Annotated in this window: 26 protein-coding genes, 2 pseudogenes and 1 riboswitch; of the genes and pseudogenes, 21 read left to right on the forward strand and 7 right to left on the reverse strand. The window is 40.9% G+C overall.

Annotated elements, in window-relative coordinates; translation table 11 throughout:
• The first annotated feature begins 237 nt into the window (after window positions 1-237).
• The 5 genes and pseudogenes from ACY8D0_RS00395 to ACY8D0_RS00415 form a co-directional block, all read left to right on the forward strand.
• Window positions 238-1,251: a hypothetical protein gene (locus ACY8D0_RS00395; protein ID WP_462408542.1), complete on the forward strand. Its 1,014-nt coding sequence runs from the start codon at window positions 238-240 to the stop codon at window positions 1,249-1,251.
• A gap of 267 nt (window positions 1,252-1,518) precedes the next feature.
• Window positions 1,519-1,899: pseudogene (locus ACY8D0_RS00400) on the forward strand (MBL fold metallo-hydrolase); the annotation flags it as partial.
• Window positions 1,900-2,048: 149 nt separating this feature from the next.
• On the forward strand, window positions 2,049-3,551 hold the full coding sequence (gene istA, locus ACY8D0_RS00405) for an IS21 family transposase (RefSeq protein ID WP_462408543.1): 1,503 nt from the start codon (window positions 2,049-2,051) through the stop codon (window positions 3,549-3,551).
• A complete protein-coding gene (gene istB, locus ACY8D0_RS00410; RefSeq protein WP_462408544.1) occupies window positions 3,551-4,270 on the forward strand; it encodes an IS21-like element helper ATPase IstB in 720 nt (239 codons plus the stop codon). The genes istA and istB overlap by 1 nt, the downstream gene beginning before the upstream one ends.
• Window positions 4,271-4,339: 69 nt before the next feature.
• Window positions 4,340-4,651: pseudogene (locus tag ACY8D0_RS00415) on the forward strand (MBL fold metallo-hydrolase); the annotation flags it as partial.
• Here the strand turns inward: ACY8D0_RS00415 and ACY8D0_RS00420 are convergent.
• On the reverse strand, window positions 4,593-5,603 hold the full coding sequence (locus tag ACY8D0_RS00420; protein ID WP_462408545.1) for an AraC family transcriptional regulator: 1,011 nt from the start codon (window positions 5,601-5,603) through the stop codon (window positions 4,593-4,595). The pseudogene ACY8D0_RS00415 and the gene ACY8D0_RS00420 overlap by 59 nt on opposite strands.
• A gap of 178 nt (window positions 5,604-5,781) precedes the next feature.
• Between ACY8D0_RS00420 and ACY8D0_RS00425 the strand changes: the two genes are divergently transcribed.
• A complete protein-coding gene (locus tag ACY8D0_RS00425; RefSeq protein ID WP_462408546.1) occupies window positions 5,782-6,747 on the forward strand; it encodes an aldo/keto reductase in 966 nt (321 codons plus the stop codon).
• 30 nt (window positions 6,748-6,777) lie between these two features.
• A complete protein-coding gene (locus ACY8D0_RS00430; protein ID WP_462408547.1) occupies window positions 6,778-7,629 on the forward strand; it encodes an aldo/keto reductase in 852 nt (283 codons plus the stop codon).
• Window positions 7,630-7,805: 176 nt separating this feature from the next.
• Here the strand turns inward: ACY8D0_RS00430 and ACY8D0_RS00435 are convergent, their stop codons facing one another.
• Complete coding sequence (locus ACY8D0_RS00435) at window positions 7,806-8,114, reverse strand: winged helix-turn-helix transcriptional regulator (RefSeq protein ID WP_462408548.1); 309 nt, start codon at window positions 8,112-8,114, stop codon at window positions 7,806-7,808.
• A gap of 229 nt (window positions 8,115-8,343) precedes the next feature.
• Between ACY8D0_RS00435 and ACY8D0_RS00440 the strand changes: the two genes are divergently transcribed.
• The 12 genes from ACY8D0_RS00440 (at window position 8,344) to ACY8D0_RS00495 (ending at window position 18,627) form a co-directional block, all read left to right on the forward strand.
• Window positions 8,344-9,192 carry a VOC family protein gene (locus ACY8D0_RS00440; RefSeq protein ID WP_462408549.1) on the forward strand — a complete coding sequence of 283 codons (849 nt, stop codon included), beginning with the start codon at window positions 8,344-8,346 and terminating at the stop codon, window positions 9,190-9,192.
• A gap of 78 nt (window positions 9,193-9,270) precedes the next feature.
• Window positions 9,271-9,870, forward strand: a complete 600-nt coding sequence (locus ACY8D0_RS00445) for an NADPH-dependent FMN reductase (RefSeq protein ID WP_462408550.1) — start codon at window positions 9,271-9,273, stop codon at window positions 9,868-9,870.
• An 89-nt stretch (window positions 9,871-9,959) separates the two neighbouring features.
• The gene (locus ACY8D0_RS00450; RefSeq protein WP_462408551.1) at window positions 9,960-10,490 is read left to right on the forward strand and encodes a YceI family protein; all 531 of its coding nucleotides are present in this window, start codon (window positions 9,960-9,962) and stop codon (window positions 10,488-10,490) included.
• 253 nt (window positions 10,491-10,743) lie between these two features.
• On the forward strand, window positions 10,744-11,034 hold the full coding sequence (locus ACY8D0_RS00455; RefSeq protein WP_462408552.1) for a phospholipase: 291 nt from the start codon (window positions 10,744-10,746) through the stop codon (window positions 11,032-11,034).
• A gap of 141 nt (window positions 11,035-11,175) precedes the next feature.
• Window positions 11,176-11,523: a DUF805 domain-containing protein gene (locus ACY8D0_RS00460; protein WP_462408553.1), complete on the forward strand. Its 348-nt coding sequence runs from the start codon at window positions 11,176-11,178 to the stop codon at window positions 11,521-11,523.
• A gap of 246 nt (window positions 11,524-11,769) precedes the next feature.
• Window positions 11,770-12,126 (forward strand): DUF805 domain-containing protein, encoded by a 357-nt coding sequence (locus tag ACY8D0_RS00465; RefSeq protein ID WP_462408554.1) that lies wholly within the window; start codon window positions 11,770-11,772, stop codon window positions 12,124-12,126.
• A gap of 138 nt (window positions 12,127-12,264) precedes the next feature.
• Complete coding sequence (locus ACY8D0_RS00470) at window positions 12,265-12,633, forward strand: MazG nucleotide pyrophosphohydrolase domain-containing protein (protein WP_462408555.1); 369 nt, start codon at window positions 12,265-12,267, stop codon at window positions 12,631-12,633.
• Between the two features lie 198 nt (window positions 12,634-12,831).
• Window positions 12,832-13,014, forward strand: a riboswitch (Lysine riboswitch).
• A 145-nt stretch (window positions 13,015-13,159) separates the two neighbouring features.
• On the forward strand, window positions 13,160-14,002 hold the full coding sequence (locus ACY8D0_RS00475; protein ID WP_462408556.1) for a transporter substrate-binding domain-containing protein: 843 nt from the start codon (window positions 13,160-13,162) through the stop codon (window positions 14,000-14,002).
• 388 nt (window positions 14,003-14,390) lie between these two features.
• Window positions 14,391-15,155 (forward strand): amino acid ABC transporter permease, encoded by a 765-nt coding sequence (locus ACY8D0_RS00480; RefSeq protein WP_462408557.1) that lies wholly within the window; start codon window positions 14,391-14,393, stop codon window positions 15,153-15,155.
• Window positions 15,156-15,172: 17 nt separating this feature from the next.
• Window positions 15,173-15,913, forward strand: coding sequence for an amino acid ABC transporter ATP-binding protein (locus ACY8D0_RS00485; protein ID WP_462408558.1), 741 nt, complete (start codon window positions 15,173-15,175; stop codon window positions 15,911-15,913).
• Window positions 15,914-16,248: 335 nt separating this feature from the next.
• Window positions 16,249-17,475, forward strand: a complete 1,227-nt coding sequence (locus ACY8D0_RS00490; RefSeq protein WP_462408559.1) for an MFS transporter — start codon at window positions 16,249-16,251, stop codon at window positions 17,473-17,475.
• A 225-nt stretch (window positions 17,476-17,700) separates the two neighbouring features.
• On the forward strand, window positions 17,701-18,627 hold the full coding sequence (locus tag ACY8D0_RS00495) for a phosphate ABC transporter substrate-binding protein (RefSeq protein ID WP_462408560.1): 927 nt from the start codon (window positions 17,701-17,703) through the stop codon (window positions 18,625-18,627).
• A gap of 325 nt (window positions 18,628-18,952) precedes the next feature.
• On the opposite strand, the gene ACY8D0_RS00500 is transcribed toward ACY8D0_RS00495, so the two are convergent.
• Window positions 18,953-20,722 carry a PhoX family protein gene (locus ACY8D0_RS00500; protein ID WP_462408561.1) on the reverse strand — a complete coding sequence of 590 codons (1,770 nt, stop codon included), beginning with the start codon at window positions 20,720-20,722 and terminating at the stop codon, window positions 18,953-18,955.
• A 530-nt stretch (window positions 20,723-21,252) separates the two neighbouring features.
• On the opposite strand from ACY8D0_RS00500, the gene ACY8D0_RS00505 reads away from it, so the two are divergent.
• The gene (locus ACY8D0_RS00505) at window positions 21,253-21,789 is read left to right on the forward strand and encodes a GNAT family N-acetyltransferase (protein WP_462408562.1); all 537 of its coding nucleotides are present in this window, start codon (window positions 21,253-21,255) and stop codon (window positions 21,787-21,789) included.
• Between the two features lie 132 nt (window positions 21,790-21,921).
• Here the strand turns inward: ACY8D0_RS00505 and ACY8D0_RS00510 are convergent, their stop codons facing one another.
• The 4 genes from ACY8D0_RS00510 to tnpA all read right to left on the reverse strand — a co-directional run bounded on the left by ACY8D0_RS00510 (window position 21,922) and on the right by tnpA (window position 24,742).
• Entirely contained in the window at window positions 21,922-22,512 is a 591-nt protein-coding gene (locus ACY8D0_RS00510) for a M15 family metallopeptidase (protein WP_462408563.1), read from the reverse strand.
• A 329-nt stretch (window positions 22,513-22,841) separates the two neighbouring features.
• A complete protein-coding gene (locus ACY8D0_RS00515) occupies window positions 22,842-23,351 on the reverse strand; it encodes a hypothetical protein (RefSeq protein ID WP_462408564.1) in 510 nt (169 codons plus the stop codon).
• Window positions 23,305-24,327: a nuclease/transposase family protein gene (locus ACY8D0_RS00520; protein WP_462408565.1), complete on the reverse strand. Its 1,023-nt coding sequence runs from the start codon at window positions 24,325-24,327 to the stop codon at window positions 23,305-23,307. Before ACY8D0_RS00520 ends, ACY8D0_RS00515 begins: the two co-directional genes overlap by 47 nt.
• A 16-nt stretch (window positions 24,328-24,343) precedes the next feature.
• Entirely contained in the window at window positions 24,344-24,742 is a 399-nt protein-coding gene (tnpA, locus tag ACY8D0_RS00525) for an IS200/IS605 family transposase (protein WP_462408566.1), read from the reverse strand.
• Window positions 24,743-25,020: 278 nt separating this feature from the next.
• Here tnpA and ACY8D0_RS00530 point away from each other — a divergent pair, with 278 nt between their 5' ends.
• Complete coding sequence (locus tag ACY8D0_RS00530; RefSeq protein ID WP_462408567.1) at window positions 25,021-25,581, forward strand: copper resistance CopC family protein; 561 nt, start codon at window positions 25,021-25,023, stop codon at window positions 25,579-25,581.
• The last annotated feature ends 2 nt before the right edge of the window (window positions 25,582-25,583 follow it).

The following is a 25,583-nucleotide window of genomic DNA, read 5'->3' on the forward strand; positions in this document are numbered from 1 at the left end:
GGCATATAGTCAATGAATAAACTGCTTCATATTTTAATGGTAGGAAGTCCAAGTTCCTTAAATATGTTGCTGGTCTGAACAAGAATATCGCTAACATTTATTTAGGAAAACCTCTATTGGTACCTATTTACTTTAATACGGCTCACCTTACTTAATGTTTAATCAACGTTCACAAAAAATAGTTAAAGCAACTAACTATATCTTACTAAAATTTTATAGCTGAAAGGATGATGTTTAATGGGCTTACGTAGAGACTCTCTCTACATTGGTGACGGTTTTGAAGACACAGTGGCAAGGTTTGATGCAGGTACAGGGAAGTTTCACGGGAATTTTGTTCCAGCACAAAGTGGCGGCTTACACGGTCCTAGAGGAATGATTTTCAACCATATTGGAAATCTTCTTGTGGCTAATCAAAACGTCGGTCTGCCTATAAACGGCAACGTCTTGGAATACATGGGGGAGAATGGCCGGTATAGGAGACAGTTCGTCAGATCGGACGGAGAGAACGCGCCGTTCGCGCCTCGCGGTATGGTCTTATCTCGCCACAATATCCTTTATGTGGCGGACATTGGCACGGAAGAATCCGGAGACATTCGAATGTATAAAGGCTACACCGGAGAGTTCATTGGTACACTCGACCATTCTGGGTTTAGCAGCGAGTTCCCGTTCCGTCCTCGTGGTCTTGTTTTTGGCCCCGACGGCTTGCTCTATGTCTCAGTGTTCAACTTTGAAGATCCCAATTTGGGCTGGGTGCTCCGCTTTAACCCAGACCCGGCGACAGGTGGATTCCTCGACGTGTTCGTTACAGGCAATGACATGAATAACCTCCGGCGTCCGGAAGGTTTAGTCTTTGGCCCTGATGGAAATTTATATATTACTAGTTTCGTAAGAGTTTTAGAAGATAATACCATAGATCCAAATGATACCGACAAAATTCTTGTTTTCAAAGGGGGGACGGGGAAATTTCTTGCGCAGAGAACCATGGACCTCTACGAACCAGGAGAGCCGCGCGCCTTTGCACAAGCACTTCTGTTCGGACCGCATGGAAAACTGTTTGTCCCTATTACTGGTCCGTCTGATGAAGAAGGTGGTCCTGCAGGTCCAGATGCAGGCTCAGTACGGCGCTACGATGTGACGACCAAGAAGTATACGGTGTTTGTCCGTCCTGGTCTTGAGGGTGGACCGTTAGGACAGCCATGGTATTTGACATTTGGCCGTACGGATCCAAGAACTTTGGAGTATCTAGGATAATAGACGCAATAGAGAACATATCATTTGAAAATAAGGAATCCCTCTCCATCGAGAAGGGATTCCTTATTTTTTGCTGATTTAATGATACTCTAAGCTCTTCTGACAGCTGTTCCACTAATTCAGTTCCCCGTGATAATCACAAAATAAACATGAGTGGTTCGGTTAAGTGCCGAAATCAATTGACATAAAAGGAGGAATTAACTTTTTGTAATGGAATTAATATCGCAAAAGGATTTAGAGCATTTCTAGGGTGCTGGGAGGAGAAAAATGAAGATAGTCGAACTTCCGATTGAATTTGAATTTAATGGGCAAAAAAATACCCTTTATCCTAGCTTAATTGTAATGGATAACGAACTAACCTTGGTTGATACAGGCTATAGAGGATTTTTGCCGTTGATTGAGAAGGAAATTTTAAAAAATGGATATGAAATGAAAGGATTAAAGAATATCATCATCACTCACTATGATGATGACCATATCGGTTCACTATATGATTTCAAAGAGAAGTATCCTTGGATTAATGTGATTGCTAGTGAAAAGGAATCCCAATATATTAGTGGAGAAATGAAATCGGAGAGATTGGCTCAAGCCGAAGAAATGCTAGAAAGTTTGCCGAATGAAGAAAAGGAGTTTGGCAAATGGTTTATTTGTTTATGGCATTCTAAATATGTAGGGTATGGCACTTAATTTATGCAGGCCCCCGGGGGCCTGCATAAATTAAAAAAACCACTTGTCAACATTCCAAAATACACATACACTTCCTGTTGGGACAAAGTCGTGCAGGAGGTATTAAGGAGATGTTGGCAGTGGCCGAAATCAAGTATATCAGACAACAGGTTAATAATAAAGGCTGCGGGTATTCAAATGTAGCTAAAAGAATGGGATTAGATCCCAGAACAGTTAAGAAGTATGCGGATAAGGAAGACTTTAACGAACAGCCGAAGGAGAAACAAACAAGAGTATCAAAGGTTTTAGGGCCAGTGAAGCCAATAATTGACGATTGGCTTAAGGAGGATTTAAAGAAGAAAAAGAAGTTTCGTAGAACAGCTAAGAGAATATGGGATTTGTTAAAAGATCAGTATGATTTTAAGGGTTCTGATAGAACTGTTCGTGATTATGTTTCTAGGAGAAAAGAAGAATTAGTAAACGAGGCGGATCAAGCAGCACTACCACTTGAGTCCATTCCTGGAACAGCACAGGTGGATTTTGGTGAGGCCCCATTTATTTATGGAGGGGATGAAATTGTTCTTCCGTTTCTTGTGATGTCATTTCCAAATAGCAATGGCTTTTATTTTCAAGTCTTTCCTTCACAGAATAAAGAGTGTTTCCTAGAAGGTTTAAAGAGAGTATTTCATTATATGGGAGGAGTGCCAAAAGCGATTCGCTTTGATAATCTCACACCTGCCGTTAAAAAAATATTGCCAAATGGGGAACGGCAATTAACAGAGGAATTCCAAAACTTCGTTTTACATTACGGCTTTGAATGTGAATTCTGTAACCCCGCCAGCGGAAATGAAAAAGGACATGTGGAGGCAATGGTCAAGTATGTTAGGAATAACTTTCTTCTACCAGGGCTCCATGTGATTGAATTAGATGAGTTAAATAAGGAATTATGGGGAAAGGCCGAGAAAGATCGTCAAAGGAAGCATTATCAGAAGGATCGAGTAATTTCTGAATTGTTTGAGGAGGATAAGGCCGCCTTCTTACTATTACCGGCAAAGGAATACGAATGTGTAAGATATGAGACCCTAAAAGCTGATAAATACGGTTATGTGAAGGTGGACCTCAATCTATATTCGACTTCGCCGAGATACGCGCTAAAAGAGGTTCTCGTAAAGATTTCATACAACTCGGTGGAGATTCTGAATGAGGAGAATCTTCTAGTAGTTAAGCATTCAAGGCTTTATGGTCAATATCGAAAATCAATGAAGTGGCAGCCTTATTTGAACTTAATGGCCAAACGCCCTACGGCACTTAAATACACCAGTTTCTTTGATCAGCTGCCGGAAGAATGGAAAAACTATTTTCAATCCTGTACTGTGGCAGAAAAGTCAGAAGCATTGAAACTATTATCGCTAATTTTGAAAGAGCATGATTTCAGTCTTATAACAAAAGCGCTTGTCACCGCATCTGAACACGGGCATCCCTCCGTGGATGCCATAAAACAAGTATTCTATCAGCTTATCAATGGCCGTGGAATCCGGAAAGAAATAAAACCGAAAATGACGCTTCCTTCCCTGCCTGAAGCAACGCGAGGGCTCAATCGTTATGATCAGCTTCATAAAGGGGGCGATGCATAATGAACGGGGAAATTCAGACCTACGCAAAGAGGTTAAAGCTTAGCTGGATTAAAGAGCATTTCCATGAAGTAAAAGCTGCGACCCATGAGGAGTATTTATTAAAGATTTTTGAAGCGGAACTCCAGCAACGTGAAGAACGCAGGACCAATCTACTATTAACCCAGGCTACACTTCCAAAAGTACAGGGCAAGCCTTTTGACTGGAATGAGGTACAAATTCCGGCAGGAATGACTAAGGACAGTCTATTAAACGGGGAATTTATTGAACGACAGGAGAATGCCATTTTTTACGGCGGAGTGGGTGCCGGCAAAACTTACTTGGCAACATTGATTGGCTTAAATGCCATACAAAGGTTTGGCAAGTCAGTAAAGTTCTATACCGTTGCAGGGCTGGTAAATCGGCTTCTTGAAGCAAATGAAAAAGGAACACTTATTAAATTGTTTAAGCAAATCGAGAAGCTGGACTGCCTGATCCTTGATGAGCTGGGCTACATACCGCTGCATAAACAAGGTGGAGAATTACTGTTCCAGGTTATTTCGATGTGTTACGAAGCAAAGAGCATTATTATCACGACTAATCTTCAGTTTGGTCAATGGAATCACGTCTTTGGTGATCCCATTTTGACGGAGGCAGTCATCGACCGACTGATTCATCATTCTCACCTAGTAGTGTTCAATGGTGATAGTCATCGCTATAAAGAATCTTTACTAAAAGCTTAAAATGAATGTTGGCAAAGTGGATACATTTTTAATTGCCGTTTAATGCATTTTTTACTTGCCAAATACAGGTTTATTCAACAATTAAAGGAATTGAAGCATGTTTCCATTAATCAAAAGGTAAAGGATGGAGATTGGATTTTAGAAAATAAATGCAGGGTAGTAGCCACACCAGGACATACTTCCGGACATATTTCATTATACTTTCCAAGTTTAGAAAGTGTAATCACAGGTGATGCGGCCGTCAACGAGAGTCGAGAATTAGTGATCGCTAATCCACACTTTTGTTTAGATGTTGAGGGAGCCGAACGGTCATTGGAAAAGATTAAAGATTTGAAAGCAGAACATTATTATTGCTATCACGGCGGGAAATTGACTTTTTAAGACACAAAAGGACCCCCGCCACAAGGAAGGGGGGGCAAAGGTTTATCGTTTGGTCCGTATGATCTCTCAACCGCTTCACATCTTCTTTAGGCGGCAGCCCAAACATGCGGGAGTATTCACGGCTGAATTGCGATGGGCTTTCATAGCCCACCCGGAAGGCAACATCCGCTGCATCCGCTGATTCGGATAATAACAGGCTTCGGGCTTCTTGAAGCCTCAGTTGTTTTTGGAATTGAATCGGGCTCATGGCGGTTACCTCTTTAAAGTGCCGATGAAGGGAAGAAACACTCATATTGGCGATCTCCGCGAGTTCCTCAATTTTAAAAGACTTCTCATAGTTTTTCATGATATGTTGAATCACGTCACTGACCTGATGGGTCGAACTCCCAGCAATGGCTATTTGCTTCAGCATTCCCCCATGGTCACCTTGCAAGACCCGATAAATGATTTCCTTCACAATGAGAGGGGAAAGTACCTTGATGTCATTCGGACTATCGAGCAAACGAACTAATCTTGTTACCGCGTCCAGCAAGGTTGGCTCCAATTTACTGACATACATTCCTCGTTTCGCATTTTCCTTCCTATCCGCCCCCATTTGGAATTCACGTAATACCTCCAATATTTCACTCGGTGTAAATTCCAGTTTGAGAGCCAGATAGGGAATGTCGGAAGAGGCTTCCGTGACTAGTCCGGTAATGGGCAAGTTGACGGAGGCAACAAGGTAATCGGCAGGTCCGTATCGATAAGGCTCTTGTGAAAGCCATACTTCCTTCATCCCTTGAACGACAATGCATAGTGAAGGCTTATGAATACCGTAAAATGGCCCAGCTGCATCAGAAAAACGAGAGAAAAATAAAGAAGGAATCGCCGTCATTTGAGTGCCATCCATCCCAGTGTGACCCTCTATGAACTTAGCGAGCTCAACTCTTTGCCTATATAATTGTTCAAACATAAGTTCCTCCTTGTGCTATCCTCGTGATGCTCCCATTATAATGCTAATTTTCTTTTTAAGAAATGGCTGTGAGAGGATTAGGCAATCATTTGGTACGATTGTGTTACCTGTCGTACTTTCATTTGGTACATAATAAGAGCATCATCAAATGGGTAACAAAATGGGAGGGTGATTAATCATGCAAAAGCGTAAATTAGGAAACAGCGGTCAGGAGGTTTCGGCGATTGGGCTCGGTTGCATGGGAATGGATCATGCCTATGGAAAGCCAGCAGATCGTGATGAAATGATTCAATTAATTCGCCAAGCTGTTGAACTTGGCTGCAATTTCTTTGATACGGCTGTTGTCTATGGAGAAGCCAATGAAGAATTGTTAGGCGAAGCACTGGCACCAGTAAGAGATCAAGTGGTGATTGCGACGAAATTTGGAATTACCGGACAGGAAATTGTAGATGACCGGCCGCAAAATATTTTAAATAGTAACCCCGAATCAATTAGAGAACAAATAGAAGGATCATTAAAAAGATTAAAAACGGATTATATTGATTTATATCATCAACACCGTATCGATCCGCATGTAGAACCAGAAGCAGTCGCCGAAACGATGAAAGCATTAATGGCCGAAGGAAAAATGAAAGCATGGGGCTTATCCAATGCACCGATTGAGTATATACGGCGGGCACATGCGGTTTGTCCGATTGCGGCCATCGAAAACCAATACTCCATGATGTGGCGGGAGCCGGAAAAAGAATTATTTGATATTTGTGAAGAGCTAGGGATTGCTTTTGTGGCTTACAGCCCATTAGGAAATGGGTTTTTGAGCGGCAAATATACAAAGGATACAAAATATGAAGCCGATGACTTTAGAAGTTTCATGGGAAGATTCAAACCAGAAGTGATTGACCATAACCAAGTGTTACTAGACTTAATTGCTGAAGTGGCTGAAAGGAAAAATGCAACATCGGCACAAGTTGTCTTGGCTTGGGAATTAGCTCAAAAGCCATTTATTATACCCATACCAGGCACAACAAAATTGCACAGATTAGAAGAGAACCTAGGCGGGGCCACAATAGAATTAACAAGAGAAGAATTGGCTAGCCTAAATCAGGCTTTATCAAACATTGATATTGATGAAACACATTTCTAATAAAATAATCGTAATTAGGAGGATATTTTTATGCAAAAAGTCATTTTAAACAATGGTGTGGAGATGCCCATACTAGGTTTTGGAGTTTATCAAATTCAAGATGCAAATGAATGTGAAGAAAGTGTGTATAACGCAATCATGGCTGGCTATCGTTTGATTGACACAGCTGCTTCTTACCTAAACGAAGAAGCAGTCGGCAGAGCCATCAAGCGCAGCGGTGTGCCAAGAGAGGAATTGTTTATTACCACTAAACTATGGGTCCAAGATACCGGATATGAAAAGACAAAGAAAGCTTTTGAAAGATCACTGGAAAGACTACAACTGGAATATTTGGATTTGTATTTAATCCATCAGCCTTTCGGGGATGTCCATGGTTCGTGGCGGGCGATGGAGGAATTGTATCGTGAGGGGAAAATCAGGGCGATTGGCGTCAGCAATTTCCATCCAGACCGTCTGATAGATTTAATTCTTCATAATGAAGTAGTTCCTGCTGTCAACCAAGTAGAAACACATCCTTTCTGCCAGCAAATCGAAAATGCCAAGTTCATGAAAGAGAACCATGTTCAAATCGAGTCCTGGGGGCCTTTTGCTGAAGGAAGAAATAACCTGTTCGGGAATGAAGTTTTAGTTTCCATCGCTGAGAAGTACAATAAGTCCGTTGCCCAGGTCGTTTTACGCTGGCTGACTCAAAGAGAAGTGGTTGTGATTCCAAAATCGGTTCATAAAGAAAGAATCATCGAAAACTTCGATATCTTTGATTTTGAGTTAAATCAAGAGGACATGGACCAAATCACTGTATTAGATACGAAGGAGAGCTTGTTCTTTTCCCATAGAGATCCTGAAATGGTGAAATGGATTGGTACCCGTAAATTAGATATATAATTTATCTACAATAACTGAAGAGTTTTTCTTCAGTTATTTTCCCATATCCTCAAAAAACCATTACCACTTTTAATCAAGTAAGATAACCCCAAAATGTTAAAGAGAGGGTATAAAAGATTCATACAATCTTTTATACCCTCTCCATTTATCAATATAAATCACAACCTGGGTTGGTTTTATGCTTCCAGCCAGTTTTGTGACCATTTTTCTATTTCTCTCATAAGCGGCTCCAACGCTAACCCTTTTTCAGTTAGTGAATACTCAATTCGAACAGGAGTTTCTGGATATACTTCCCGTTTTACAAGTCCTTCGTTTTCCAAATCCTTTAAGCGTTCGGAAAGCACTCTGCCACTTACACCCACTGAAGACTCAATAGTACAAAACCGCTGTGGACCAGTTAAAAGCTGAAAAAGTATTAATCCTGTCCACCTTTGGCTCAAAAACCCCATTGCTTTTTCAAATCTAGGACAAATCGACTTATCCAATTAAATCAACTCCTTACATCCTATTATAAACCTATTTACAAATAATTAAATTACATTTTATAAAATACTTACTTGATTTTATTAATTTATAATTATATACTAACTTACATAAAGTAACTAACTAATAAATTTTCATCTTATATCCGATTTGTTAGAACGGTACAGAATGATGCATTAGATAACTGATTGTTTTGTAAGAAACAAATTAAGAAAAAAGGGGGTCATTAAAATGAATTTTCATCATGAACCTATTACATTTGTAGGGCAAGTGAACGTAAAGGTACAGAATTTAGAACGATCGTTAGCTTTTTATAAAGAAATAATTGGATTTAAGGTATTGGAACAATCTGAAAGGTCCGCAAACCTTACTGCGGATGGAAAATCGGTTTTACTCAATATCGAACAGCCAGTTAACGTTGTCCCTAAACAAGGAAAAACAACGGGGTTGTACCACTTCGCACTTTTGCTGCCTAAACGATCTGATTTGGCTAACATTGTGATGCATTTTTCTGAAATCGGGTTGAGATTGGGTTCATCAGACCATCTTGTGAGCGAAGCTCTTTATTTATCCGACCCAGATGGAAATGGGATTGAGATTTATACGGACCGAAATCCTTCAGAATGGAATTGGCATAATGGTGAGGTGGAAATGGCAGTGGATCCATTGAACTTTACCGACCTCCTCACTATTGGAAAACAACAGTCTTGGAAAGGTCTCCCTGCTGGCACCGTAATGGGTCATATCCATTTACATGTATCAGAATTAAAAAAGACGGAAGAGTTTTATATCAAGGGACTAGGATTTGAAGTGGTTAACCGCTATGGCACGCAGGCACTTTTCATTTCAGATGGCAAATACCATCACCATATTGGATTAAATACCTGGAATGGCGTAGGAGCACCTACACCTTCTCCTAATAGTGCAGGACTTGAATCATTTACATTGATGCTTCCTAATGAGGAAAAGAGACAGAAAATTATTGAACAGCTAAAAAATATTGGGGCATCTATTTTTGAAGAAAATGGTTCCTTCGTTACTTCAGATCCTTCAGGTAATCGGATCATCTTGCGTGTTTAATTGCAGCTTAGCTGAAGGTTTTGTTGTTGGTGGCAGTTATTTTAAACAGTAAATAAACTTTTACAGGTGGTGCGGAAAATGAGTTTTTTAGAAAAATTATTTGGAAAACAAATGAAGGAGGAAGAAAAAATGGCAACTGAAAAATTAAACATTGGAATTATCTTAGGGAGCACTCGTCAAGGACGTGTAAGCCCACAAGTCGGGGAATGGGTAAAAGGAATTGCTGATCAACGTGGAGATGCCGATTATGAAATTGTCGATATTGCTGAATATAATCTTCCATTTTTAGGAACAACTGATGGAACAGAACCAGGAATTGCCGCTTGGAACGAGAAACTGGCCAACCTTGATGGATTTATATTTATTGTCCAAGAATATAATCACAGCATTACGGGTGCGTTAAAAAACGCCATCGATTTTGCTCGTGAAGCTTGGTATAACAAAGCAGCTGGTATCGTAAGTTATGGCTCAACTGGCGGGGCTCGTGCTGCTGAACATTTAAGAGGGATTCTTGCCGAACAAAAGGTGGCAGATGTACGCACACATCCTACTTTGAGTTTATTTACTGATTTTGTTAACGGGGCTGAGTTTAAGCCGCAAGAATTACATCTCAATAACGTAAATACGATGCTTGATGAAGTGGTTGCTTGGAGCGGAGCTCTAAAAACTTTACGATAATCCGTTATAAAAACAACTGAATAGCACAGATTAGACGCTTATTCAAATCTGTATATTGGATGATAACTAATATTTTAGGAGGAATTTTTGTGACCAAGACTAAATGGAGCGTAGACCCAGCACATAGCAGTATCGATTTTGCTATTAGACATATGATGGTGTCCAAGGTTAAAGGGACATTTCAAACTTTTGAAGCATCAATAGATGCAGACGTTGAGGACTTAACAACGGCATCCATTGAATTTTCAGTGGACGTGAATAGTGTAGATACACGTAACGAAGACCGTGACAATCATTTACGCTCAGCAGATTTCTTTGATGTTGAACATTTTCCTAAAATGACATTTAAATCTACGCAGATTGTAAAGAAAAGCCCAGGTGAGTATGAAATTACAGGGGACCTAACAATTCGTGGAACTACTAAACCCGAAACGTTTATGGTTAGTTTCGAAGGAAGCGGTAAAGACCCTTGGGGAAATGAAAAAGCAGGATTTGAAGCACATGGTTCCATTAGTAGAAGTGAATATGGATTAACTTGGAATGCTGCTTTAGAAACTGGCGGCGTGTTAGTGGCAGACCAAGTACAAATTTCCCTAGACATACAAGCATCCAAAGCCTAAATGATTTTTATAAAACAAGAGCAGTTGATATGCGAAATCAACTGCTTTTTTTATTGCTAATTTACGTTCAAAAACGTACTAATTCAGTGTTTTGTACTTCAAAACGGCCCCCTATATCTTAGTATTAAGTTTTAATTCAATCATACATAGTTCTAATAGTTGTCCCAATCTCATTTATTGTTGTCTTTAACCATACAGAGTAAGGAGCTTTTCCATATTTATATATGGGGGACAGTACTAGGAGGTGAAGACAATGACCCGTAGAAAAAAGAACCCGCTGGCGTTTTGTTTTCCGGGATATAACTGGTGCGGACCAGGCTGCAGCGGGCCGGGAAAGCCAGTCAATGATGTGGATACCTGCTGTTATCATCATGATCACTGTATTGGCAGAGGGAGGCCAGCATGTGATTGTGACCGGGAATTTTTGCACTGCCTTAAATCAAAAATCAACCCTTCCACTCAAAAGGGGCGGGATGCCCGCACCATGTACCAGTTCATGAAACTGAAAACAGCTTTTACCTGCCCGCCGCCAAGAAGATTTTAAGCAGGATAACCAAGCCTCAAACATTAAATCATGATTATGGACAGGAACTAAGAATGGGAATCGAAAAAAAGATGGAATGTGTAACGGAGTTAAAGCATCTAATTTTAAAGAAAGACAGTTTTTAGAGAGGGGGAATGAAGGTTGGATTGGTATTTGAAGGTGCTTAAGAATTATACAGGATTTCAAGGAAGAGCCCGCCGCATGGAATATTGGATGTTTGCCCTGATTAATTTCATTATTGCATTGGTTATTGGATTGCTGGAAATGATTATTGGAATTCCGCAAGTTATTTCAACGCTGTATACATTGGCGATTCTTTTGCCTTCTTTGGCCGTGGGAGTTCGCAGGCTGCATGATACAGGCAAAAGCGGCTGGTGGTTATTGATCAGTTTAATTCCTTTCATTGGCGCAATCATTTTAGTGGTGTTTTTCTTCCTAGACAGCAGCCCGAACGATAACCAATATGGGCCTAACCCCAAAAATCCATAATTAGTTCGTAGAATGATAAAGGTGTTCCGGCAGCGGCTGGAACACCTTTTTTTAAAAGAAATCATTGTCCCACATTTTGTCACATGATAAAGTAATCTTAGTATAATTGAAGAATTTTGCAGGAATTAATCAAAATATGTAGAATTCAGAAAGTATCAATTTCCGCAGGAATCCTGTACAAGATAAACAAATGGAAACATGTATGGGAATTGAGTATAAAAAGAATGATTTATTGGGGGAATTAAGGTGGATTGGTATCTCAAGGTAATAAAAAACTACACGGGCTTTTCGGGACGAGCCAGCCGGCAAGAGTATTGGATGTTTACTCTTTTTAATTTCATTTTTGCGGCTGCGATTGGGTTCGTTGAAGGTTTGTTTGACCTTCCGCAATTTCTTTCAGCGCTCTACACATTGGCGGTACTTTTGCCTTCCTTGGCTGTAGGAATCCGTAGATTGCACGATACGGGGAAAAGCGGCTGGTGGCTGTTAATCAGCTTGATTCCACTTGTGGGAGGAATTGTTCTATTAGTCTTCATGTGTCAGGATAGCTACCCGAATGATAATAAATATGGGCCAAACCCAAAAATGGGCTATAAATATTGATATATGTTACGAGGTGTTCCAACATAATTTGGAGCATCTTTTTTTGTATCGAAGCTCCCAATGAACATGAATTCATTTTAATTAAGGAATATAATGGACAGGATATCATGACAAGAAACGAACCCCGAGGTGTACAAAATGCGAGATTTACAAAAGTTCACGGTACAATACCACAAAGATATGAACTGGGAAATAAGTAAGGAAAGCTATAAGGACAGCAAAACCTCTCTTCTGACGAATTACATGCTGCTGACGACTGAGGTGGCCGAGGTGGCCGAAGAGCTGCGCCGGGCTTTTAATCTGACCATTGAACATATGGAAAAGGGCGCAGATGAAGACACTGCGTTTGAATGGGCGAAACAGGCTGTGAAACAGGACATAGGCAAGGAATTTGCGGACTGTTTGGCTTATATCTGTAAGATTGCCAATTTTTTTGAGATTGATTTGGAACAAAGCTTTTATGAGAAGATGGAAGAAGTGAAAAATCGAGTGAATAAAGATAAGTAAACTTTCTTAGTAAAATTTGGTTTTTATTTTCACGGGCCATTTTAGGATAAGCTGAAAAACCCAAGAATACGAAAGGATGTCTAATAGACAGAGGTTTTATCAGACATAATATTGTCAGAATAACGAAATAGTTTAGGTTGACATTCTTAAATTATTATTATATAAATATACTATAATTTAATAAGGCCTCGCTTTTTACAGCGGGGTAGAGGCGCGGTATTTAACAGTCCTTAGTGGAGCCTGAGAAGCAATGAGGCTAAGGAGAAGGAAATGCCGCCGAAGCTTGTAATAGACTCAACTATTACTTGCTGGGTCTGCAGTAAATAACTGCAGGACTGTCTCGATAAACTTCCCGGTTTATTGAGGAGTGCTATCTCGATTGAGAAAAAGAGGGGAATTAAGGACGGCTTATGATTATTTATGGCGACCTGAGTTCATCTCAGGTCGTTTTTATTTTGTCAAAAGTCTAGATTACCATCTGAATCCTAAATAGATAGCAAAAAAAACATTGGGGGAGAGGAAAAAAATGAAAAAAACTTTATCCATTTTTATTGTTATGCTTGTATCCATCGTCATGTTAGCGGCTTGCGGATCCAGTGATTCTTCTGAATCCAAAACGGCCTCAGCAAAAGATGATAACACGTTTAAAGTAGGTATGGAAGCAGGTTATGCGCCATTCAATTGGACGCAAAAAGATAATTCCAACGGCGGTGTCAAAATCGAGGGCACTTCCGAATATGCGGGCGGTTATGACGTGGAAATTGCCAAGAAAATTGCTGATGGATTAGGCAAGAAATTAGTGATTGTGAAAACAGAGTGGGACGGCCTTGTACCTGCGTTAACTTCAGGAAAAATTGACGCGATTATCGCTGGTATGTCCCCGACTGCCGAACGGAAAAAGACCATTGATTTCTCTGACAATTATTATAAATCCAATTTAGTTATGGTGGTTAAAAAGGGCGGAGAATACGAAAATGCCACTGCCATCCAAGATTTTAAAGGTGCAAAAATCACAGCACAATTAAATACCTTCCACTATTCCGTTATCGATCAAATTAAAGGGGTCAGCAAGCAGCCGGCAATGGACAACTTCCCTGCGATGAGGGTGGCTCTGGAGTCAGGTGTGATTGATGGTTACGTTTCAGAGCGTCCGGAAGCGGTCAGTGCTTCCAATGCTAATGACCACTTTGCCATGGTCGAGTTCAAAGAAGGCTTTAAGACTTCCGATGATGATACGGCCATCGCGGTTGGGGTTCAAAAAGGCAGTGAGTACACAAAGCAAATCAACGAAATCCTTTCTGGCATATCCGAGGACGACCGCACCAGCATCATGGATGAAGCCATTAAAAATCAGCCTGCAGCAAAATAACAAGCTGTGTTAGACCGGCTGCATCGAATGCAGTCGGTTTTTATTATGTGTGGTGGAGGAAAATGAGGCTCTCATTGACCCCAGGATTGACTACCGAACTGAGTTAGGTCAACTAAGGAAGGGGCGATAATCAAAGTTTATTGCCGACCGAACAAAGGAAATTTCGGTCAGTTGGGTAGGTAAGCGGGCTTATTAACGACTGAATGAAGAGAATTTTGGTCCGTAGGGTAGGCAATCAAGCTTATTACCTACCGAACTGACTGGACTGGATTGAGCAAGGGAGCCAATAAGGAACGAACACAATATCCTTAATGAACACGCCCTGACCCAATAGAATCAAAATAAACACTATCTAAATATGAAAAACAGCAAATTAGGAGGAGAACTTATGACGTTAGATTGGTTAATGACCATCATACGGGAAAACTGGCCGATGTTTCTTCGCGGCGCTGGACTGACGCTGCTCATCTCGTTAATCGGAACGCTCATCGGCTCGATTATTGGAATGTTGATAGGGGTCATCCGTACCATACCGGTGCCGGAAGCAGGAGCAAAAAAAGGCCTGTTAAAAGTGGTTAATGCAATTTTATCGATTTATATAGAGTTTTTCCGCGGCACTCCGATGATTGTACAGGCCATGGTCATTTATTACGGTTCCGCCCTTGCCTTTGGCTTTGACATGGACCGGATCGCAGCGGCGATTTTCATCGTATCCATTAATACGGGTGCCTATATGTCCGAGATTGTCCGGGGCGGGATTCTTTCCATCGACAAAGGCCAGTTTGAAGCCGCGCATGCAATTGGGATGAATCACTTTCAAACGATGATGAATGTGGTACTGCCCCAGGCCATCCGGAATATTCTGCCGGCAACCGGGAATGAGTTTGTCATCAATATCAAAGACACATCCGTATTGAACGTGATTTCAGTTTCTGAGTTATTTTTCCAAACCAAATCGATTGCGGGAAATAACTTCCGCTATTTTGAATCCTTCTTTGTGGCAAGTATTCTATATTTAATCATGACGTTTACGGTTACGAGAATTCTTCGTTATGTGGAGCGAAAACTGGATGGACCGGATAATTACGACATGATCATGATGGGTAACCAGATGCAGGTCGAAACACCAGTTAGGAAGGAAAAAAATCGATAGAAAAGGAGGAAAACGACATGGATACAGTCATTGATATTCAACATTTAAGTAAGTCATTTGGTGCACATGAAGTGTTAAGAGACATTGATTTTTCCGTAAAAAAAGGCGAAGTGGTGTGTATCATCGGTTCTTCCGGTTCGGGTAAATCGACGCTTCTTCGCTGCATCAATTTGCTGGAAAAACCGACGGGTGGACAAATCATTTATCATAATGAAAACATTTTGGATAAAAAACATGATGTCACCGCATACCGGACCAAACTCGGTATGGTGTTCCAGCAGTTTAACCTGTTTAATAACCATAATGTCTTGAATAATTGTGTGGTTGGACAAGTCAAAGTGTTAAAGCGGTCCAAGGAAGAGGCCGAAAAGGTCGCGATGAAATACTTGAAAGTGGTCGGTATGGACAAATATATCAACGCCAAGCCAAAACAATTATCCGGCGGCCAAAAACAGCGGGTAGCGATTGCCAGGGCCTTAGCAATGGAACCGGATGTGCTGCTGTTTGACGAGCCGACTTCAGCCCTTGACCCAGAGATGGTCGGGGAGGTCCTGAAAGTCATGAAGGAACTGGCGGAATCCGGTCTGACAATGCTCGTCGTCACCCACGAGATGGGCTTTGCAAAGGAAGTATCTGACCGCGTCGTCTTCATGGACAAAGGCGTTATTGCCGAAGAAGGCACCCCGGATCAAATCTTTAACCAGCCAAAAGAAGAACGGACAAGAGAATTCTTGCAGCGAACCTTAAGTGCTATCTAGGACATAGGGGGGTCTGCTCCTTGGTGGCAGAAAGAATGATTCTGAGTTGCAAAAAAAGATTGAAAGTTTCATTTCTATTATGCTAGAATAATAAAGACAAAATACTACCTTTAAAACGGTCCAGAGAGGCCGAAAAGGCGCTAATTGTATATAACTAGTTTATTTAGTATATCCAAGCCCTTTTGCACTCTCTGTGACAAAAGGGCTTTTATTTTTGTTATAAAACTTACTTGTGCCTCTTTTAAATCAAGTCCAGTGAGGCTTGAAAAGAGAATGGAAGAATTTTTTCCATTCCTCGAAAACATTAAGGCAAAAAATATTGGAGGATGGAACAAATGGATTATCGTAAAAAAACAGTTGTAGCATCAGTAGCGGGTTTAACATTAGAAGGAATGGACATCATGTTTATTTCTTTTGCTATGTCGATGATTATTTCCGAGTTTCATATTAATTTGGCGACAGGCGGTCTTATTTCTTCAATCACTAATCTTGGTATGTTAGCTGGGGGCATCTTATTTGGTATCTTGGCCGATAAGTTTGGACGGGTACGGGTCTTTACCTATACTGTACTGTTGTTTGCGGCGGGAACTGCCCTAACAGGATTAGCCAACAATATCGAACAAGTATATGTGTTTCGATTTATTGCCGGACTTGGAGCTGGTGGAGAGTATGGAATTGGCATGACTTTAGTTGCCGAGGCTTGGCCAAAGGATAAACAAGGAAGAGCATCATCATATGTTAGCGTAGGTGCACAATATGGTGTCATTATAGCAGCGCTTTTAAGTGCGGTGATTTTGCCGGCATTTGGTTGGAGAGCTTTGTTCTTTGTAGGAATCGTTCCCGTGATTTTCGCTTTCATTGTACGTAAGAACCTAAAAGAATCTCCTGAATGGGTAAAGTTGGAAAAGAATAAACAAGATGGTAGCAAAAAAGACAAAATGAAGCTAGCCCAGTTGTTTGACTCGCCGCGAACAGCCATGACCACAGTGGGACTGGCCATCATGGCCACTGTTCAGATTGCGGGGTACAACGGGTTAATGATTTGGCTGCCATCCATGCTGCAGCAATCACAGGGATTATCGGTCTCCAGTTCAGCAATTTGGACGATTAGTACAGCTGTTGGGATGATGATTGGGATGTTAACCTTTGGGCAATTTATGGACAAGCTTGGAGCTAAGCGTGCCTATGGAATTTTCCTGTTAGCCTCTGCATGTGCCGTCTTCCTGTACTCTTATGCAACAGGAAGTGCCGGAGTTTTAATTGGCGGTGCGGTTGTCGGTTTCTTTTCAAACGGAATGTTTGCGGGCTATGGCGCACTGATCAGCAGTTTTTATCCGGTTCAAATTAGAAGTACCGCTACGAACACCATCTTTAATTTTGGAAGAGCACTAGGCGGTTTATCGCCAATCCTCGTGGGATATATCCTGCAGCATTATAACATGACCACGGCGATGATTTACTTATCTGTTCTATACTGCTTATCCTTTGTGGTCATGCTGAGCCTTAAAAAAGGACAGCAAAACCGTACAATCAAAATCATGAGTGCAGTTGAAACGAACTAAATAATATAGGTTGATAGAAAACCGCCCACTAAGATGATTTTAGTGGGCGGTTTTTTTATTTGTTGGGCTATCGCATAAATCATGCAAATTAGGACCTCTATATTTTGTTTTTGGAACATTTTACATAACCTTTACATGGAATTAAAACCAGGTTAATACTTTTGTCCTATTTTTATATGTGTAGGTGATAACAAATAATCGACCATTTGGGGAGGAAATCACAGAATGAACCAAGTTAAAAAATTAGGCCTTCTGTCCATTTTTGCTGCGTTGACGGTTTTTACGGCAGCTTGTGGAGGGGGAACTTCGACAGAAAAGTCAGAAGGAAACACGAAAGCGGCAGAGGCTAAAACAGAAGAAACAAAAGATCTCTCTGGATCTTTACTCATTTCTGGTTCATCAGCTATGCAGCCATTAGTGGCAGCTGCTGCAGAAGAATTCATGGCTGAAAATCCGAATGTGGATGTTCAAGTGAATGCTGGTGGATCTGGCACAGGATTATCGCAAGTTGCGGAAGGTTCCGTTCAAATCGGTAACTCAGACGTCTTCGCTGAGGAAAAAGAAGGTATTCCAGCTGACGAACTTGTTGACCATAAAGTGGCGGTAGTTGGCATGACCGCCGCAGTTAACCCAAAGGTAAAAATTGACGATATAACAAAGGAAGACTTAATCAAAGTATTTACTGGTAAAATTACGAATTGGAAAGAGCTTGGCGGACCAGACCAGAAAATCGTTCTTGTAAACCGTCCTGACTCTTCTGGTACTCGTGCTGTATTCAATAAATTTGCTCTTGATGGTGCCACACCGGCAGAAGGAATTACGGAAGATTCTTCTAATACAGTGAAAAAGATTATTAGTGAAACAGATGGCGCAATTGGCTACCTTGCATTCTCTTACTTAACAGATGATACGGTAACTGGTTTATCCATTGATGGTGTGAAACCAACGGCTGAAAATGTACAATCCGGCAAGTTTCCTGTTTGGGCTTATCAGCACTCTTATACAAAAGGTGAGCCGGATGAGTTGACAGAAGCATTCCTGGACTATATGATGTCCGATGAGATTCAAAACAATCTACTGAACGAACAAGGTTATCTTCCTGTGACAAAAATGAAAGTGGAACGTGATGCAGAAGGAAACCAAACAAAATAATGTACTAGGATTTTTTAAAAGTAAGTGCAGCAAAAAATAATCACACTCAAAACCCCTAATCTTGTGCAGAGAGCATGATATTAGGGGCTTTTTTCATTAGTGTATGGCTCTGTTAAACGATATGGGAGTGCGGGGGCTGGAGAGTCCCCGCAGCAGGCTCCCAGCCCCGAGGAGGCCCCACGGCACGACAGCGGGTTTCTGAGAGCGACTGGAGCGGAAATCAACAGCCCAGTTTAATGGAGCCTCGTGTATAAAAAATTTTCAGTGGAGAAGCCAATCTTATGTAAAAAAACCGCCGGGAGGCCCAGCGGTCAAGCGTTGAAACTTATTTGTTTGTACCAAGTGAAGTTAAGTCAATATAACCAATGTTCCCAGGGTTTTGTGAACCGACCATTAAGTAGGAATGGCCATTGATTTCATCGACGGCTTGAATTCCAGTCACTTCTCCGCCATCCGGTGCAGAAATAATACGGGAAAGTTTCTTGGTCTCGACATTATAGGCCCAGCCATAGTTATTCGTATGCATGTCACTGTCTTCAGCGATGAATAACGTCCTATATTTTTCAGAAAAAGCGAGATTGTCAGGGTTCGCGATTTTTTCAAGGTTGGCTTTGTTTCCTTCTGCATCTACTGCAGCCAGGTCTTCACCTGTTACCAAAGCGGACATCTTGGTGACCACATAATCACTGCCGATTGTTTGTCCGTCTCGATCTTTTTGCCCCTTTGCCAGACTCATTTCAAACACGGCACCAGCGCTCAGTTTCGGTAATTGGATATCATCTGCCGGATCCGTTGTATTTTTGGTCATGCCCTTTTCAATATATGACATGGCCATATAGATTTTGTTATCTGCTTTATTGAATGTGAGAGTTTCCATCTTATTGAATTCAGCCGTTGCTCCTAGAATAGCTCCGTAACGGCGGGATTCCAAGAACGCAGCCGCTTTTTCCATACCTGGTTTCACTTTCAGCCATTCGGTTGTTTTGCCGCCATTGGAATTGGTTTTAATTTGTGTAAACCCATTGGCTTGTGCATATGCTGCATCCGATGTTGTTTCGAACATATCGCTGAATGATAAATTTTGAGCCATTTCTTTTACTTCTTCATCTGTAGCATGTCCCAATTTAATCCATTCGATATTGGCCGAACCGCCGTTTTGGTCACTTGTTTGTTTCCATTTTGCTGCATATAACGTACCGGCTGATAAATCTTTTGCCTGATCCGCAACATACAGGAAGGACGTGGTATAGCTGCCGTCATCGCCAAAATAGACTGTCCGGTTATCAGGTGCCACTGTTACATTTTCAAAGGATAATCGTCCCATGCTGTAGTGCTTCACAGCTGATGCTTCACCATTTGGCTGAACCTTCACTTCGGTTGTATGACCATAAAGGTAGGGGTTTCCAACAGCCTCAGCATCTTGATAATAATTACGGGCAAATTGGGTAACAGAGGAAGTCTCAGGGCTTGCTTCATGGGCACGGGCATCTGGCTCATATTCTTCACTGCCTAAATGGGTATTCCAAGGCGATAAGACGGCTGCACATGGGGTCCAAATGCCGCCATCTGCTGAAAAATCAATCGGATTGATGTCCGTGATTTTTAGTTCACCGGTTTTCTTATCCTGTTCCACTGTATTTAAGTATAATGCTTTTGGCATATTGCCGATTTCATTGCTTGGCATGCTTTCAAAATGGTTAACTAAGAATAGTTTACCGCTTTTTCCATTTACGCTAAGAAGCGTGTTGGCATCAGGTGCTGTCGACACGATGGGATTTCCGTTTTTGTCCTTTATGATGTTGCCATTGACATCATAAGCGGCACCGACCACTTTCCCGTTAATCACGTTTCCTGGCTGGGCTAAATCATGATATTGCAACGGTACGGTTTTCTTCGTTCCATCGTTTAGTGTCACAATGGCTGCTGCCTCACTATACATCGATGAACGTTCCACATCCGTATCAGGAGCATTCATGCCGACAAATTCGACTGATTTAACAGAAACAGGTTTGTATGGATCAGCATAAACATTTGCAGCAGATGGAAACAGAATGGCTGCACTTAAAAGTGGGACCATGAATTTACTTTTTTTCATTATGTACTTCCCCCTAAAAATTTTGTTGGATTTAACACCTCCTTAAGCATAAAATTCGATTGTTAATAGAGTGTTCAATTAATGTTAAGAAAATTTAAATATTTATAGGAAAAGCGGACTATATCTCTCCATTATGATGATGTGAAAAAAGTCTGCCCTCTTGATTTATCATTTGTAAAGATATAGAAAGAAGTATATAAAATTGCTAGGGAACGAACGTTCTTTAACAACAGAAATCCTAGAAGGGTGTGATAGAGAAGCTATCACGTAAAATGATTCCTGTAAGAGTAGGAACAACCTATAAACAAGTTTTTTTAACGGCTGAAAATCATGCTTGTGGAGAGTGTGGCATAGGCCAGATCAATGAAGTGAGAAGCACTTCATTGAAATGAAGGAGTAGTTCACGATAAAAGTCTGGGTTACTGTGTGCTAAAAACCCGGCACTGTTTATAGTGTGTATAAAAATTCTGATAAAGAGAATATGTGATAAAATATGAAAAATAAGTTTTAGTTAAAGTTGGAGGGAAATAATGTCATTATTATCAAGCAACCGTATCCTATTAAAAACTATTTCAGAAAAAGACTTTGACGGTTTATTTAGATTATATTCTGACCAAGAAGTAATGAAATACTTTGGAAGAATGCCAGCAAAAAACAAACAGGAAGTAACGGAAGTTGTAAAACAAAATATTCAGATGAAAGAAGAAGGAACAGGAGTAAGATACGCTGCTTACATAAAAGATACAGCGGATTTCGTTGGGATCGTCACTTTGAAAAGATACGATTCAAGAAATCAGCGGGCAGAAATCGACTATATGGTAGCACCTGAACACCAAAGAAAAGGTTTAGCCTCTGAAATGCTGGATCTTTTTCTGGAAGAAATATATAAAAAATGGAATTTAGAAAGAGTGTCGGCATATGTGTTCTTGGAGAACATTCCATCGTGCAAGTTATTGGAAAAATATAATTTCAAAAAAGAGGGTATTTTACGCCATTGGACCTGTGTTAATAATATCTTTTATGATTCGTATTCTTACAGTTTAATTTCTCCTGATGTGAGAGGTTAAAACTTGTCCTATCAACATTTACTACTATAAAAAGGAAATATAAAAGGAAGAAGACTTGGATTGTCCCCAAGTCTTTTTGTGTGTGATTTGTATTGCGAATTTATATGCTGATTTTTTGCGATAAGAACTGTATTAATCCGTATCCGCCGTTACGATAGAAGAAGACGGTCTTTCGCCGTTTTGCAAATCCGCAATCGTTAGACCAAAATTCATTTCTAGATGGGGATAGTCCTTAAATTTTGCCCAGTCGCCGCCCCAATCAAATCCCAACTTTTTTGCCATCTGAACAACCTCTGTCCAATCAGACTTGGAATTTTGATTTCTATCATAATCCATATCCCAGACAATTTCTCCGGAAGGGGTCTCTAGTGCAAAGTCAATAGCAAGCCCGTAATTATGATAGGATTCGCCGCCTTTGGCATGGGTGACAATATTTCCATCTGTCGTTCGGCCTTGTGCATACAGCTTGTCCTGATCTTCCGCACTTCGAAATCCATCCGTTATCACCACTACAATCCCTTTTTGCGCCGCTTGCTGAATTAACTGCTCGCTTCGTTCTTTCACAATCGGATTAAGCCCAGTCGGCATAGCAGCGGGCTCCTTTGCCTTAGTTTCCTGAAGGGGTTCTTGATCCTTCCAATGTATGATGAATATTAAAATCACGAATGTAATCAATAGAATGGAAAACGTCTTAACGGATCTCCTTATCTTTTTTCTTTTCATATTTTTCAAATCCTTTATGACAAAAATTCTTACCATCTATGACGAAAAACATAGGCTAATAGTTTCGCATTTTGCGAATCTGACAACTCCCACCGCTAAAGCAATGGGGTTCAAGGGTATAAAGGCAAGCTCTGCCTGGTATACTTCTCAACGATACCCTTATCTTTCCTCACGGAAAGTGTTTTTACCGAAGCACTGGTATACGTTCTCCTAGAACATTAACGGACGTATTGCATTTCGCAAGGCACTTCTCCAAGCAGGCGCTATACCCCTTGTATGCTTGCCGTTCCGCTTCTTTTGGGCGCTGTCACGACCAATCAGGTTTATTATTATGCGACAAACCAACGCAATAGTTTACTAGTTGATTTTTTTAATCGTTCAATCTCTTGATGATGATAGTTAACAAAGCAATCCCATTGTGAGTTGCATAAATCTATGTCTACGGACTGAAGATTTTCTTGGGTGTTGCAGATTAAGAAGGCACTATATAAATCACGTTGTATACGGAAATTCCCAAGGTCATTCCATCGTTCCGAGAGTGACTTTTTCTTATATTCCCCCGATAAATGGTCAAATTGACTGGCCTTTAAAGCATAGGTATCTATTTTCTTGATTGTACGCCCTTGATAACCAAGTTTGCGCTCAATGATTGATAGAAGCATAGCGGGTGCATGATTAGCAATCGATTGACCAAACCGTTTCTTCCGATTCACTTTGCCATTTCTTTTATTACGGGTAGTTTTCTTCGCCCGCTTTTGCAACGATTGAAACCTCATGGTTTCCACTCGGATATCAGAACCGAGTGCTAGAATATCGTTCGCCAACTTTTCGTGTGACATTTTCCGTCGGACCGCCCATTTTTCTGTATAGTTCTTTTCGTTCCCGGCGCATTTTCTCGTAGCTTCTGGAGTAGTTCCACTTTAATTTACCTTTCTTAACTGTCCCATCTTCATTGGAATGTTTCGGATTGGCAGCTCGTTTTGACCTGTCCATTGTCCGTTGAATCCGTCGCAGTTTGGCTCCATCTACCTTACACTCGGGTGCAAGTTCACGAAGCTCTACCACATGATTACTACATAGTGCAATGGTTGATGGACCAATGTCAATCCCTACGCGTCTGTTTTCATCATCTGCAATCTTGCGGTTACGTTTTATTGGAGGATACCCTTCTTGAATGAGTTGGACGAAGTAGCGAATCTTTCGACGCACTTGTCGTTTTAAGATTCTCACATACTTTGTCTTATCCATTAAAGCCAGATGGGCGTATTCATCTTTGGATTTCGGTACAACCGGGATACATAACCAATTTTGGGGGTTAGGATGTTTCTTTGTCGGTTTATCACCCCAGAGAATATGACCATCTGCATACCTCAAGCCCGTTGTATTGGATTTGTTTTCAACAGAAATGTTATCATCCATTGATTTGAAATGAACTCTCTTGGCTTTTCCAAAATGTAGTTTCCCTACTGTTTGGAACGCTCTTGTGGCCAGTTTTTGCGCTTCAAAGCTTCCGATATTTTCTTTAAATTTCTGTTGGGTAGACTTCACAAAATGATGCAATCCATATTCATAAAAGCCGTACGCTAACCGTATATCTGCGAGGCTCTTATCACGTTCTTTCGACTTGGGTTCCTTAAGCAATGTGCGATAGGTTACATCTGCTTTTACGGCTTTGTGTCGTTTTAGAGCTTCACCTAGACAAGTATTGTAGACCATTCTAGCAATCTTCCATTTCTTTTCCAGGCGGTGTTGTTGCCAAACAGGTATGCTTAGGGGAAATTCGATTGTATAAGTAGGTGTACTCTTTCTTGCCATAGGTTACAGCTCCTTTCTAGTCATGTTTTTTCTGGTTCTCTACGTACCGTTTAATGGTTTCACTCGAAACATTCCCTGCAGTAGACACAAAATAGGAACGTGTCCACAGACTCTGCAAGTGTCGGAGGTGTGGGAATTCCTCTCTTAACTTTTTAGATGTCACTCCTTTTATTTTGGCCATTATGTCTGCAGGGCTGAATGTTGGCAAAGCATTTAGGAACATGTGCGTATGGTCTTTGTCACATTCTAAAGCAATCACTTCAACGTTTAATGACTCGCATATGTCATGTACCAATTCTTTAAAGCGTTGTTCCACCCTTGAGTCAAAAAAAATTTTCCTTCTGTACCGAGGGCAGAACACAAAATGATAGTTTATTAATGAAACAGTAGTTTTTGTTCGTCTGTATTCGTTCATACCTAAATTATATCAATTTCTCCCACAAACTGCTAAATTCAAGCACAACAAAATAATAAGATTTTCAAATACTTGAAGTACCACAAACCTTTGGTTTACCAGTGGTACTCCGTATTTGACCTCACTTTCATCCCATGTCTAAAGACGGGCTGCGCCCTGCATGGGCTTTCCCGTTCGGACAATCTGTAACATTAGGAAAAAGGCTTTGCATTTCAGTTCTACCAATTGATAATGTATAATTTGGTTAATACTCCATTATCACTAGAGAGGGACAAATCATGAGGAAATTTCTTATCTTATTTGTATGTATGCTGCTGTTCATTCCGGCAGTTGTTAGTGCGCATACCGAACTAATCTCTTCTAATCCTGCTTCGGGACAAGTAGTAACCGAGGATTTAAAGGAAATCAATCTTACCTTTGAAGGGGAAATTGAATCGCTAAGTACGATGACGTTATCAAAGGATGGGCAGCAGATTCCTTTGGATAGTGTGATGCCCAAAGATAAACAATTGACTGCGACTCTTTCTGCTTCGCTTGAAAATGGGGCCTATGTCATCACCTGGAAAATTGCCGGGGAAGACGGACATCCGGTAACCGGTGAAATCCCATTTACCGTACAAAAGGAAGCAGTGCCTGAGCAAAATACACAAACGGCACCACCAACAGACTCTCAAAAGCAAGAACCTGAAAAAACAGAAAAGAGTAAAGGCAATGCTGACAAGGGGCAAACGAATGCCGAGGCGAAGGGATCCGCAGCCAATTCGCAACCTATTATTACTATTGTGATTGTGGTAATTGTGTTAATCGGTTTATTCTTGTTGTTTAAAAGGAAGCGTTAAGA

Source organism: Neobacillus camarae (assembly GCF_054950115.1).

Excerpts from the sequence above, each read along its gene's own strand:
- ACY8D0_RS00395 (WP_462408542.1), top strand. The coding sequence starts at position 238 with ATGGGCTTACGTAGAGACTCTCTCTACATTGGTGACGGTTTTGAAGAC.
- istA (WP_462408543.1), top strand. The coding sequence starts at position 2,049 with ATGTTGGCAGTGGCCGAAATCAAGTATATCAGACAACAGGTTAATAAT.
- istB (WP_462408544.1), top strand. The coding sequence starts at position 3,551 with ATGAACGGGGAAATTCAGACCTACGCAAAGAGGTTAAAGCTTAGCTGG.
- ACY8D0_RS00420 (WP_462408545.1), bottom strand. The coding sequence starts at position 5,603 with ATGTTTGAACAATTATATAGGCAAAGAGTTGAGCTCGCTAAGTTCATA.
- ACY8D0_RS00425 (WP_462408546.1), top strand. The coding sequence starts at position 5,782 with ATGCAAAAGCGTAAATTAGGAAACAGCGGTCAGGAGGTTTCGGCGATT.
- ACY8D0_RS00430 (WP_462408547.1), top strand. The coding sequence starts at position 6,778 with ATGCAAAAAGTCATTTTAAACAATGGTGTGGAGATGCCCATACTAGGT.
- ACY8D0_RS00440 (WP_462408549.1), top strand. The coding sequence starts at position 8,344 with ATGAATTTTCATCATGAACCTATTACATTTGTAGGGCAAGTGAACGTA.
- ACY8D0_RS00445 (WP_462408550.1), top strand. The coding sequence starts at position 9,271 with ATGAGTTTTTTAGAAAAATTATTTGGAAAACAAATGAAGGAGGAAGAA.
- ACY8D0_RS00455 (WP_462408552.1), top strand. The coding sequence starts at position 10,744 with ATGACCCGTAGAAAAAAGAACCCGCTGGCGTTTTGTTTTCCGGGATAT.
- ACY8D0_RS00470 (WP_462408555.1), top strand. The coding sequence starts at position 12,265 with ATGCGAGATTTACAAAAGTTCACGGTACAATACCACAAAGATATGAAC.
- ACY8D0_RS00475 (WP_462408556.1), top strand. The coding sequence starts at position 13,160 with ATGAAAAAAACTTTATCCATTTTTATTGTTATGCTTGTATCCATCGTC.
- ACY8D0_RS00480 (WP_462408557.1), top strand. The coding sequence starts at position 14,391 with ATGACGTTAGATTGGTTAATGACCATCATACGGGAAAACTGGCCGATG.
- ACY8D0_RS00485 (WP_462408558.1), top strand. The coding sequence starts at position 15,173 with ATGGATACAGTCATTGATATTCAACATTTAAGTAAGTCATTTGGTGCA.
- ACY8D0_RS00490 (WP_462408559.1), top strand. The coding sequence starts at position 16,249 with ATGGATTATCGTAAAAAAACAGTTGTAGCATCAGTAGCGGGTTTAACA.
- ACY8D0_RS00495 (WP_462408560.1), top strand. The coding sequence starts at position 17,701 with ATGAACCAAGTTAAAAAATTAGGCCTTCTGTCCATTTTTGCTGCGTTG.
- ACY8D0_RS00500 (WP_462408561.1), bottom strand. The coding sequence starts at position 20,722 with ATGAAAAAAAGTAAATTCATGGTCCCACTTTTAAGTGCAGCCATTCTG.
- ACY8D0_RS00505 (WP_462408562.1), top strand. The coding sequence starts at position 21,253 with ATGTCATTATTATCAAGCAACCGTATCCTATTAAAAACTATTTCAGAA.
- ACY8D0_RS00510 (WP_462408563.1), bottom strand. The coding sequence starts at position 22,512 with ATGAAAAGAAAAAAGATAAGGAGATCCGTTAAGACGTTTTCCATTCTA.
- ACY8D0_RS00515 (WP_462408564.1), bottom strand. The coding sequence starts at position 23,351 with ATGTCACACGAAAAGTTGGCGAACGATATTCTAGCACTCGGTTCTGAT.
- ACY8D0_RS00520 (WP_462408565.1), bottom strand. The coding sequence starts at position 24,327 with ATGGCAAGAAAGAGTACACCTACTTATACAATCGAATTTCCCCTAAGC.
- tnpA (WP_462408566.1), bottom strand. The coding sequence starts at position 24,742 with ATGAACGAATACAGACGAACAAAAACTACTGTTTCATTAATAAACTAT.
- ACY8D0_RS00530 (WP_462408567.1), top strand. The coding sequence starts at position 25,021 with ATGAGGAAATTTCTTATCTTATTTGTATGTATGCTGCTGTTCATTCCG.